Annotated in this window: 10 protein-coding genes; 8 read left to right on the top strand and 2 right to left on the bottom strand. The window is 58.7% G+C overall.

Annotated features, from left to right (window positions below; genetic code table 11):
* The 8 genes from B7L72_RS00050 to B7L72_RS00015 form a co-directional block, all read left to right on the top strand.
* Positions 1-673: acyl-CoA dehydrogenase domain-containing protein (locus tag B7L72_RS00050; protein ID WP_139788402.1), on the top strand; the 673-nt coding region annotated here is incomplete at its 5' end.
* A 435-nt stretch (positions 674-1,108) separates the two neighbouring features.
* Positions 1,109-2,209 carry an ABC transporter ATP-binding protein gene (locus tag B7L72_RS00045; protein WP_081191879.1) on the top strand — a complete coding sequence of 367 codons (1,101 nt, stop codon included), beginning with the start codon at positions 1,109-1,111 and terminating at the stop codon, positions 2,207-2,209.
* On the top strand, positions 2,202-3,305 hold the full coding sequence (locus B7L72_RS00040) for an ABC transporter ATP-binding protein (protein ID WP_039178289.1): 1,104 nt from the start codon (positions 2,202-2,204) through the stop codon (positions 3,303-3,305). The genes B7L72_RS00045 and B7L72_RS00040 overlap by 8 nt, the downstream gene beginning before the upstream one ends.
* Positions 3,295-4,182 carry a carbohydrate ABC transporter permease gene (locus tag B7L72_RS00035; RefSeq protein ID WP_039178292.1) on the top strand — a complete coding sequence of 296 codons (888 nt, stop codon included), beginning with the start codon at positions 3,295-3,297 and terminating at the stop codon, positions 4,180-4,182. The genes B7L72_RS00040 and B7L72_RS00035 overlap by 11 nt, the downstream gene beginning before the upstream one ends.
* 1 nt (position 4,183) lies before the next feature.
* The gene (locus B7L72_RS00030; protein ID WP_039178294.1) at positions 4,184-5,077 is read left to right on the top strand and encodes a carbohydrate ABC transporter permease; all 894 of its coding nucleotides are present in this window, start codon (positions 4,184-4,186) and stop codon (positions 5,075-5,077) included.
* Between the two features lie 13 nt (positions 5,078-5,090).
* The gene (locus B7L72_RS00025) at positions 5,091-5,363 is read left to right on the top strand and encodes a DUF2160 domain-containing protein (protein ID WP_039178296.1); all 273 of its coding nucleotides are present in this window, start codon (positions 5,091-5,093) and stop codon (positions 5,361-5,363) included.
* A gap of 85 nt (positions 5,364-5,448) precedes the next feature.
* The gene (locus B7L72_RS00020; protein ID WP_081191877.1) at positions 5,449-7,188 is read left to right on the top strand and encodes an ABC transporter substrate-binding protein; all 1,740 of its coding nucleotides are present in this window, start codon (positions 5,449-5,451) and stop codon (positions 7,186-7,188) included.
* 92 nt (positions 7,189-7,280) lie between these two features.
* Positions 7,281-8,909 carry a glycerol-3-phosphate dehydrogenase/oxidase gene (locus B7L72_RS00015; RefSeq protein WP_081191875.1) on the top strand — a complete coding sequence of 543 codons (1,629 nt, stop codon included), beginning with the start codon at positions 7,281-7,283 and terminating at the stop codon, positions 8,907-8,909.
* Positions 8,910-9,035: 126 nt separating this feature from the next.
* Here the strand turns inward: B7L72_RS00015 and B7L72_RS00010 are convergent, their stop codons facing one another.
* Both B7L72_RS00010 and B7L72_RS00005 read right to left on the bottom strand, forming a co-directional pair.
* Positions 9,036-9,260 carry a hypothetical protein gene (locus tag B7L72_RS00010; protein ID WP_016913671.1) on the bottom strand — a complete coding sequence of 75 codons (225 nt, stop codon included), beginning with the start codon at positions 9,258-9,260 and terminating at the stop codon, positions 9,036-9,038.
* A 616-nt stretch (positions 9,261-9,876) separates the two neighbouring features.
* Positions 9,877-10,875: an IS5 family transposase gene (locus B7L72_RS00005; protein ID WP_081191873.1), complete on the bottom strand. Its 999-nt coding sequence runs from the start codon at positions 10,873-10,875 to the stop codon at positions 9,877-9,879.
* Positions 10,876-10,967: the final 92 nt, after the last annotated feature.

The raw sequence follows: 10,967 nt of genomic DNA, 5'->3' as shown, positions 1-10,967 counted from the left end.
AATGCTCTCGGCACGACTGGGCGACATTCTCTCCAACCTCTATCTGGCGTCCATGGTGCTCAAGCAGTGGCACACCGGCAACAAGGTAGAAGGCGAAGAAGCGCTGCTGCACTACAGCCTGCAGTTCCTGCTCAACCGCGCTGAACAGGCGTTTGTCGAGATCTTCGACAACCTGCCCAACCGCGCCCTGGGCAAGGTGCTGAAAGCGGTCGTCATGCCGACGGGCCGCCGCTGGAACAAGCCCCATGACGACCTGGCCCGCGACATCGCTCATCGCGTCTCTACCCAGAGTGCCCTGCGCAGCAAGCTGCTGAGCAACACCTGGGACAAGGATGACGGCGCCGCGCGCAATCCGCTGGCCCGCTACAATGCCCTTCTGCAAGAGTACGATCGCGCCGAGGCCATCTACCGTACGGTGAACAAGGCCTATGCCAAGGGCGAGCTGCCGCAAACGGCGCTCCACCCGGAAGCACGTGTGGAAGCCGCGCTGGAGAAAGGGCTGATCAACGAGGAAGACGCCACGTTCATGCGCACCTTCGAGGCCGAAGTGCTCGAAATGCTCACCGTGGATGACTTCGCCTACGATGCCTTTGCCAACGACAAGACGACGCTGATCGACCACAACGCGGCGCCTGCCAAGGCCACGCCGCAAGCAGAAACCAGCATCAAGTAAACGACGCTTGAGCGTGAATGAAACCGGCCTGACACAGGCCGGTTTTTTCGTTTATTGCCTTCCAGAGTTCAAAAATGAAACGCACAGCGCCACTTTGCTTTCCTTCGGCACCGCCCCGTCTTCTGCTCCCCCTCCTCTCCCTTCCCACACCCACTGCGCATGTATTGTGATGGGCTCTCTACGCCTAAAAGCGAATATATGAGCCCCAAAAAAGCGTTGCACGTTCGAAAATGATCAACTAGCCTTTCGTTAATGAAAATATCGCCTTGGTCGGTGGCCTGGAACAATAGAGAAACAGAGAACAAGCTGCTCGACCGATCTACCCGCGCGATAGACACACTCGTTTTCGCACTACCTGTTCATGACAACAGCTACAACAACACGCATAGCAATATCCATAGCAATATCCATAACAACGACGCTAACGAGATCGGCATGTCCTTACATCTGCAAAACATCGACCACGTCGTCGGCGGTGACCCTCATATCACGGGGGTCGATCTGGCGCTGGAGCCGGGTTCTTTCAACGTGCTGCTGGGCAGGACCCTGGCAGGCAAGACCACGCTGATGCGCTTGATGGCCGGCCTGGAACAACCCACCCGCGGGCGCATTTACATGGATGGCAAGGATGTCACCGGCGTTTCGGTACGCAAGCGCAACGTTTCCATGGTGTACCAACAGTTCATCAACTACCCCAGCCTGACGGTGCGCGACAACATCGCCTCACCGCTGAAGCTGGCCAGGACGCCCTCCCAGGAGATCAAACGGCGGGTCGAAAGCATTGCAGAAATGTTACATATCGAGCATTTGCTGGAGCGCTACCCCCAGGAGCTTTCCGGGGGTCAGCAGCAGCGCACCGCCATGGGCCGTGCGCTGGTCAAGGATGCCGACCTGATCTTGTTCGACGAGCCACTCGTCAACCTCGACTACAAGCTGCGTGAAGAGCTGCGCGACGAACTGCGCGAGCTGTTCAAGGCGCGCAACTGCATTGCCGTGTACGCCACCACCGAGCCCAACGAAGCGCTGGCCCTGGGCGGCAACACCGCCGTGATGCATGAAGGGCGACTGTTGCAGTATGGCCCCACCGAACGGGTCTATCGCCAGCCCAATGGCCGTCACACTGCCGAGATGTTCTCGGAGCCACCCATCAACATCGTGCCCGGGAAGCTGACCAGCGCCGATATCACCTTCGATCAATCCCTGCACTTTCCCTGCGACCCAGACCTGCAACGGCTGCCCGCCGGCGACTACGACTTCGGCGTGCGCGCGTCGCACATTACCCTGGAGCGGCGCTCGGCCAACGATCTGGCGCTGGACGTTCGTGTGGACGTGGCCGAAATCAGCGGTTCGGAAACCTTCCTGCACGTTCACCACGAGCGCTTCCCTCTGGTGCTGCACCTGGCGGGCATTCACGAGTTCAATGTCAACGACGCCATCCAGGTCTTTTTCCCGACCCACCAGCTGTATGCCTTCGACAAGCAAGGCAATACGGTGCACGTTCCCGCATCGGCCCAGGGAGGTGTGACCCATGGCTGAAATCACGCTACAGGGGCTCGCCCATAGCTATACGAAACAACCTTCCGGCCCTGAGGATTACGCCATACGCCAGATGGATCACGTGTGGCACCAGGGGGGCGCTTACGCCCTGCTTGGCCCTTCCGGCTGTGGCAAGTCCACCCTGCTGAACATCATTTCCGGGCTGCTGGAACCTTCCGAAGGTGCCGTGCTGTTCGATGGACAACGGGTCAATGAGCTGCCTCCTGAAGAGCGCAACATTGCCCAAGTGTTTCAGTTCCCGGTGATCTACGACACCATGACGGTGTACGACAACCTGGCCTTTCCGCTACGCAACATGAACACCCCCGAATATCGGGTAGACCCCAAAGTGCGAGAAGTCGCCGATATTCTCGATCTGACGCCGCTGCTGTCCCGCAAGGCCAAAAACCTCACTGCTGACGAAAAGCAGAAAGTTTCCATGGGCCGCGGGCTGGTACGCGATGACGTCTCTGCGATTCTGTTCGATGAACCGCTCACGGTCATCGACCCACAGCTGAAGTGGAAACTGCGCCGCAAGCTCAAGGAAATCCACGAGCGCTTCAACATCACCATGATCTACGTCACCCACGATCAGCTGGAGGCGTCCACCTTCGCCGACAAGATCGCCGTGATGTACGACGGCCAGGTGGTTCAATTCGGTACGCCCCGGGAGCTGTTCGAAACGCCCGCCCATACGTTCGTGGGCTACTTCATCGGCAGCCCCGGCATGAACTTCATGTCGGTGACTCACCACAACGATCAGGTGCTGTTTGGCGAGCAGGTCATGCCGGTGAGCCCCGCGCTTCGCGCGCAGATTGCAGCCGCCCCTTCCAGCAACGTCAAACTGGGCATTCGGCCGGAGTTCATCAGTGTCAGCAACACTCCGGTCGCAAACTCGCTGCCCATCGACGTGCTGAACATTCAGGACCTGGGCACCTACTCCCTGCTGAGTTTTGCCCTCAACGGCGAGCACTTCAAGGCGCGGCTGCCCGAAGGTCATGCCGTGACAGGTGACAAGGCACACGCGCTATTACCTCAAGCGCATATGGGCCTGTACGTAGACGAATACCGGGTGGAGATCGGCCATGAACAATAAAGTCTATAACAACCGTGCCTGGCTGCTGGTGTTGCCGATGCTGGTGCTGGTGGCGTTTTCCGCCATCATCCCGCTGATGACCGTGGTCAACTATTCTGTGCAGGACGTGCTGGGCCCCAATGCGCGCTTCTTCACCGGCACCGAATGGTTTGAAAGCATCCTCAACGACTCGGCGCTGCGGGCAGCTTTCGTGCGCCAGATTCTGTTTTCTCTGACCATCCTGGCCATTCAGGTGCCCTTGGGCATCGGGATTGCGCTGATCATGCCCAAGCGCGGCTGGCAGGCGTCGGCGGTACTGATACTGATCACGCTACCGCTGCTGATCCCATGGAACGTGGTGGGCAGCATCTGGCAGATCTTCACCCGGGGCGACATCGGCCTGATGGGCTGGGGCCTGCGTGAGCTGGGCTTGAACTACAACATTACCCGCAACGCCAGTGATGCCTGGGCCACCATCATTCTGATGGATGTGTGGCACTGGACACCGCTGGTGGCCATGCTCTGCTACAGCGGCCTGCGCTCGATCCCGGAAGCCTACTATCAGGCGGCCCGTATCGACCGCGCTTCCAAATGGGCCATCTTCCGCTATATCCAGCTGCCCAAATTGACCAACGTGCTGGTGATCGCGGTGCTGCTGCGCTTCATGCATTCGTTCATGATCTATGCCGAACCCTTCGTGCTGACTGGTGGTGGCCCAGGCAGCTCGACCACCTTCCTGAGCCAGTCGCTGGCCACCATGGCCATTGGCCAGCAGGACCTTGGACCATCGGCGGCCTTTTCGATCATCTACTTCCTGGTGATCCTGCTGGTGAGCTGGGTGTTCTACACCACCATCATGCACATGCAAAAAGACAAGAACACCCAAGGGGGGGCATGACATGTACCGTCTGGACAATGCCCAGCAGGGCGAGAAATTCAATACCATCTTCAGCCGCACCACCCCGGCACAGCGCCGTCGTCGCAACGCTCGCAGCCGCTGGCGCTCGCGCCTGCTGCTGGGCCTGTATCTGTTCCTGATGATCCTGCCCATCTACTGGCTGATCAACATGTCGCTGCAGACCAACAGCGAAATCCTCGGCTCGATGACCCTGTGGCCACAGAATCTGACGTTCGATAACTACCTGCGGATTTTCAACAATCCCAGCTGGTACATGGGCTACGTCAATTCGATGGCCTATGTGTCGCTGAACATGCTGATAACCATCTGCGTGGCACTACCGGCCGCCTACGCGTTCAGCCGCTATCGTTTCATCGGCGACAAGCACCTGTTCTTCTGGCTGCTCACCAACCTGATGGCACCACCCGCGGTGTTTTTGCTGCCCTATTTTCAGCTCTACTACTCGGTAGGCCTGTTCGACACCCACATTGCCGTCGCGCTGGCCCACTGTCTGTTCAACATCCCGCTGGCCATCTGGATTCTGGAAGGCTTCATGAGCAGCGTCCCCAAGGAGATCGACGAAACGGCCTACATTGATGGCTACAGTTTTCCGCGCTTCTTCGTGACCATTTTCCTGCCGATGATTCGTTCGGGCATCGGCGTGACGCTGTTTTTCCTGTTCATGTTCTCCTGGGTAGAGCTGCTGCTGGCCCGCACCTTGACCGCCACGGATGCTCAGCCAATCGGCATGATCATGACTCGTACGTCCACCGCATCGGGCATCGATTGGGGCACCCTGGCCGCGGCCGGCGTGCTGACCATCGTGCCAGGCATTCTGGTGGTCTATTTCGTCCGTAAACATATCGCCAAGGGCTTTGCCCTGGGTCGCACCTGAAGGAGCAACGGCCATGTCCTGGATGGTATGGACCACCCCTACTGCCATTTTCTTTTCATCGATCGCTGCCATGCTGGCGGGGATGACCCTGTGGGAGATTCTCTCGCCCACCATCGAACGCAAGGGCTTTCTCCCCATCAGCACCACGCGGGGCGACCGGCTGTTCATCGGCCTGCTGTCGGCAGCGTTCATTCACCTGGGCGTGATTGGCTTCACCACGCTCTCGATCTGGATTGCACTGGCACTATCAGCGGTTTGGCTGCTGGTGTTGATGCGCTGGGGCTAAGCGCCTACTGGGCGGTCTCGGCGTACTACCGCGGTACCAAGGATGCTCACGTTATCAAGGAAGAGCACAACAAAACGAGGTCAACATGCGTAATAACAACTTCAAACTCACTACCCTCGCTGCCAGCCTGCTGCTGGCCTCGGGGGCCCTCATGGCCGACGACCAGGAAGCACGCGCCATCGCCGAACGGCTGGTCGATGAGCACTTCCAGAACTCTACCCTGAGCCGCGAGGAGCAGATAGAGGAGCTGCTGTGGTTCGCCAAGGCTGCCGAGCCGTTCCGAGGCATGAACATTCAGACCGTCGCCGAGGGTCTGACGACCCACGTCTACGAAAGCGAAGTGCTGGCCCCGGCGTTCAGCGAGCTGACCGGTATCAACATCACCCACAACATCATCGGCGAAGGCGATGTGGTGGACACCATGCAGAACCAGATGCAGTCCGGCAACAGCATCTATGACGGTTTCGTCAACGATACCGACTCCATCGGCACGCATATCCGTTACGGCACCACCATCAACCTGACCGAGGCCATGGCCAACGAATGGGCGGACTACACCCTGCCTACGCTGGACCTGGACGATTTCATCGGCCTGCAGTACGGCACCGGCCCCGACGGCAGCGTCTTCCAGCTACCGACCCAACAGTTCGCCAACCTTTACTGGTTCCGCTATGACTGGTTCCAGCGTGAAGACCTGCAGGAACAGTTCCGGGAAATCTACGGTTACGACCTGGGCGTTCCCACCAACTGGACGGCCTACGAGGATATCGCCGAGTTCTTTACCGTCCACGTGGGCGAGATCGATGGCACCAAAGTGTATGGCCACATGGATTATGGTCGCCGCGACCCGTCGTTGGGCTGGCGCTTCCACGACTCCTGGCTGTCGATGGCCGGCATGGGCAGCCCAGGGGTGCCGTTTGGTAATCCCGTCGACGACTGGGGCATCCGCGTGAACGAGGAGAGCCAGCCGGTGGGCGCCAGCGTCAGCCGCGGTGGCGCCACCAACTCACCGGCGTCGGTATTTGCCATGCAAAAAGCCGTGGATTGGCTGCGTGACTTTGCGCCCGCCGAAGCCCAGGGCATGACGTTCGGTGAAGCCGGGCCGGTGCCTGCGCAGGGTCACATTGCCCAGCAAATCTTCTGGTATACCGCCTTCACTGCCGACATGACCGACCCCTCCGTGGCCGTGACCGATGACGAAGGCAACCCGCTGTGGCGCATGGCACCCTCGCCCACGGGCCCGTATTGGGAAGAAGGCATGAAAGTGGGTTATCAGGACGTAGGTGCCTGGACCTTCTTCGACTCCACGCCCGAAGACCGTCGTACGGCGGCCTGGCTGTTCGCCCAGTTCACCGTGGCCAAAACCACCTCGCTGGAAAAACTGATGCACGGCCTCACACCCATTCGTGAATCCGACATCTTCTCGGACCAGATGACCGAAATGGCCCCCAAACTCGGCGGCCTGGTGGAGTTCTACCGCAGCCCCAACGAGTCCAACTGGACACCGACCGGCACCAACGTGCCTGACTATCCGCGCATGGCACCGCTGTGGTGGCAAAACCTGGCACCGGTCATGAGCGGTGAAGTCACGCCCCAGGAAGGTCTGGACAAGCTGGCGGCCGACATGGACAACACCATGAATCGCCTGGCTCGGGCCAATGTGTTCGACAGCTATGCCCCGGTACTCAACGAAGAGCGTGACCCCCAGTACTGGCTGGATCAGGACGGCGCGCCCAAACCAAAACTCGACGATGAAATGCCGCAGGGTACCACCGTGCCCTACGACGAAATGATGGAAGCCTGGATGGCCGCAGGCACTCGCTGAGCCCTTGGGCGGGCGCAAGCCCGCCCATCGTTTCGGCAGTCAGTGACGACCGCGTGCCAAGCTGGGGCTTTTTCTTGATAAGTGGATCCGCCATGAAACTGCGTAACCGTAATGTAGAGAAATTGCACACCGATGACTTTGACGCACTGATCATTGGTGGTGGCATCAATGGTGCAGCCACCGCTGCGGCGCTGGCAGGCAAAGGCGCCAAAGTGGCCCTGATTGACCGTGGTGACTTCGCTGGCAGTACCAGCATGCACTCCTCCAACCTGGTTTGGGGGGGAATCAAGTATATGGAAAGCAAGGACTTTGCCCTGGTGCGCAAGCTCTGCAAGAGCCGTAACCACCTGATCAAGAGCTACCCTTCGACGGTGGAAGAAATTCGCTTTTTAACCACCATCACCCAAGGTTTTCGGCACTCGCCCCGCTATCTGTGGGCGGGTACCTGGCTGTACTGGCTGATGGGCAATGGCTTTACACGCCTGCCCCGCCTGCTGTCTCCCAGGAAACTCAAGCAGGAAGAGCCCATCATCGATATCAAGGATGCCGTGGGCGGGTTCGAATATTCCGATGCCTACCTGCACGACAACGATGCCCGCTTCGTCTTCAACTTCGTGCGCCATGCGTTGAACTACGATGCCGTCGCCGCCAATTACGTCGAGTCGCTGGGCGCCGAACGCGATGGCGAACACTGGGTCACCCGCGCCCGCAACGTCATGGACGGCACGACCTTCAATATTCGTTCCAAAGTGTTGATCAACGCCGCCGGGCCGTGGGTCGACCAGCACAATGCCCTGACGGGCCAGAAGACCACCCATCAGCACTTGTACTCCAAGGGCATTCACCTCATCGTGCCCCAGCTCACGGCGACCAAGCGCGTGCTGGCCTTCTTTGCCGATGATGGCCGTCTGTTCTTCGTGATCCCCATGGGCAATCGTACCTGTATCGGTACCACCGATACGCACATGGAAAGCCCTGAGGTCGATGTCACGGCAGACGACATCGCCTTCGTGCTGGAAAACATCAACAAGCGACTGACACTGGACAAGCCGCTGACCCAGGATGACATCATCTCCACCCGCTGCGGCGTACGGCCGCTGGCCATCAAGGCCGAACAAGGCAGCGACCGAGACTTTCTGCAGCTGTCACGCAAGCACGTCATCGATACCAACCCGGAAAGCGCGCATATCAGCATCTTTGGCGGCAAGCTGACCGACTGCCTGAACGTGGGCGATGAAATTTCCGGTGAAGTCATGAAACTGGGCGTTACCCTGCCCGACCCCAGTTTTCACTGGTACGGTGAGCCGCCCGAGCCGGTCAAGCAGCAGTTCATGGACCAGGCCAAGCGCATGAATCTGGACGCCATGACGGCCGCCACCTCCTCCGAGCCGCTATCCTCTCGGCTGTGGCGACGCTACGCCGAACAGGCCATCCCGATGCTGGAAAAGATCCGCCAGGACCCTTCGGAGGCCGATATTCTCATCGAAGGCACCGAGTACATCCGCTGTGAAATCGAGCATGCCCGAGACCATGAAATGATCACCCAGCTGGAAGATTTTCTGCGTCGGCGTGCCAAGGTGTCGATGGTGGTTCATCACGAGCAGCTACGCCACTCCAGCGGGTTGCAAGAAGCCTGCCGCGTGCTGTTCGGTGAAGAGGCCGAGGCACGCCTGGCCACTTACTTTGCGGAAAACCGCGATACTTCTCGCCCCCCCAGCTAACCCGCCAGCCTGGCGTAACCCCCCCGCTTGCAGGTGCACGCCCAATAAAAACCCAATAAAAACCCAATAAAAAGCCCCCTGCCATCACTGGCAGGGGGCCAATCAGTTCAGCAAGCGAGTGACGACCTACTCGTCGTGTACCACCGCCAGTTGAGAGTCGCCGGCCAACACTTCATCCCAGGCCTCTTCCAGGGTACACCCCTGTCGGCTGTCGATGGTGTCGATGACCTCGACCGCGTGTTGCAGCGACTCGCGATTGCCTTTTAGCGCCAGGACCAGTTTGGCCAGATCCTGTTTACTGAAAGTGCTAGCGATACGGTCAGCTTGTTGGCTCAATTCGATGCAGTTCATGGTAAGTCCCTCATGGTATGCTCAGCCGCTGCCTGTTACGGTTCACGGAGTGTGGTAATCAAGCAGCCATCTTATTAATGAAGAATGATGACATTGCTACTCATGCTGGGCCGGGTAAGTGCCCAGTTCGGTAACTGCGAAACGGTCACAAGCGTTACAAGACCTTCGCCTTTGGCGCTTTGGTAAAACATCAGCGCCTCGGTGTGTAGCAAGGAACCCTGCGGCGTATCGGGATAACAAGACACCGCCGTGATCCATGACTTCACTATGGTTCACGGGGGCAATACTCACAATGCACCCTTGGCAGCAGGCGCGGTTGTAGTTTGACTACAGAAACGTCAAAACCATGAAAGTGCTGATGGTTACTTTCACAAGCGCAGTTAAACGACTGTTTTAAATGAAACTTGAAAAACAAGTAAGAGTGCTAACAAAAAACTGAATACTGAAAAAACAATAATAAAAAAGGGTATACGGATTTAAGGAATCGCTGATCAATTCGCCTCTGAGCAGCTGAAGCGTTCAGGGCGGCATATTCACCGCGTCAACGATCACTTTCTGGCCACTAAAGGTGGCCTTTTTACCCTGGCAGCCGGGTTATCCGGCTGCCAGGCCTGATTCAAGACACACTGGCCCCGTCAGCATGGCCCTGGCATCGTCCAGCCAGCAACAAATTGCCGAGGGCGAACAGGGTGAACAGCTGCGCCTGGTTCCTGGCTAGCCCCTTGTAGCGAACCTTCCGGTAGCCGAAGAGGTTCTTGAGGACATGAAACGGGTGCTCGACCTTGGCGCGGATGCTGGCCTTGGCCTTCTCGTATTTCAGCAGCAGTACTTTCATTGGGCTGTCTTCCATCTTCTTGATAGTGCTGCGCCTGGCGGCGACGCAACAACGGGAATCCGGGGCATCCTTCTCTTCGCCCAGATAGCTCCACATACCGGTGTAGCCCGCGTCGCCGTATACCCGCTTGTCATCGTCCCGGACCAATTCACTGGTCATGGTGACATCGGCGACGTTGGCCGACGTGGCGGCAACACTGTGGGTCAGCCCAGTGACCGCATCGACACCGATATGGGCCTTCATGCCGAAGTAATACTGCTTGCCCTTCCGGGTCTGCTTCATCTCTGGATCGCGCTGCCTGGCCTTGTTCCTGGTGGAAGGCGCAGCAGCCACGATGGTCGCATCGACAATGGTGCCCTCACGCATGAACAGGCCTTGCTCGGTCAGGTGGGCGTTGATCTCATCGAAGATCCGCTGGGTCAGGGCATGCTGCTCCAGCAGGTGACGGAAGCGCAGCAGCGTGGTCGCGTCCGGCACGCTCTCGATGGCCAGATCGATACCGATGAAATCACGCATGGCCTGGCTGTCGTAGAGGGCATCCTCCAGCGCTTCATCGGCCAGGGCATACCACTGCTGCAGGAAGTAGATGCGCAGCATACGCTCCAGGCCAATGGGTGGCCGGCCTCGCTTGCCCGCTGAATTCGGGAAGTAGGACGGCGACAGTGCTTCGATCAGCCGCGGCCACGGCACCAGCGCCTCCATTTGGGCAAGAAACCGCTCGCGGCGGGTGACCTTCTTCTTGTTCTGGTGCTCAGCCTGGGCGAATGAGATCTGTTTCATCGGAGTGGCTCTGTCAGCGGGTGTTGGACAGGTCAGATTTTACCTCGCCGGTGGCTACGAGGCAGCTCCGGCGAGATTTATGCAGCGTTTCC

Source organism: Halomonas sp. BC1, from assembly GCF_002078135.1.
GTDB classification, from domain to species: Bacteria; Pseudomonadota; Gammaproteobacteria; order Pseudomonadales; family Halomonadaceae; genus Vreelandella; species Vreelandella stevensii.
Note: the sequence above shows the minus strand (reverse complement) of the source record. Positions and strands in the feature narration are given on the sequence as shown.

Bases quoted from the DNA above. Each gene is read 5' to 3' on its own strand.
- B7L72_RS00045 (WP_081191879.1), top strand. From the start codon at position 1,109: ATGTCCTTACATCTGCAAAACATCGACCACGTCGTCGGCGGTGACCCT.
- B7L72_RS00040 (WP_039178289.1), top strand. From the start codon at position 2,202: ATGGCTGAAATCACGCTACAGGGGCTCGCCCATAGCTATACGAAACAA.
- B7L72_RS00035 (WP_039178292.1), top strand. From the start codon at position 3,295: ATGAACAATAAAGTCTATAACAACCGTGCCTGGCTGCTGGTGTTGCCG.
- B7L72_RS00030 (WP_039178294.1), top strand. From the start codon at position 4,184: ATGTACCGTCTGGACAATGCCCAGCAGGGCGAGAAATTCAATACCATC.
- B7L72_RS00025 (WP_039178296.1), top strand. From the start codon at position 5,091: ATGTCCTGGATGGTATGGACCACCCCTACTGCCATTTTCTTTTCATCG.
- B7L72_RS00020 (WP_081191877.1), top strand. From the start codon at position 5,449: ATGCGTAATAACAACTTCAAACTCACTACCCTCGCTGCCAGCCTGCTG.
- B7L72_RS00015 (WP_081191875.1), top strand. From the start codon at position 7,281: ATGAAACTGCGTAACCGTAATGTAGAGAAATTGCACACCGATGACTTT.
- B7L72_RS00010 (WP_016913671.1), bottom strand. From the start codon at position 9,260: ATGAACTGCATCGAATTGAGCCAACAAGCTGACCGTATCGCTAGCACT.
- B7L72_RS00005 (WP_081191873.1), bottom strand. From the start codon at position 10,875: ATGAAACAGATCTCATTCGCCCAGGCTGAGCACCAGAACAAGAAGAAG.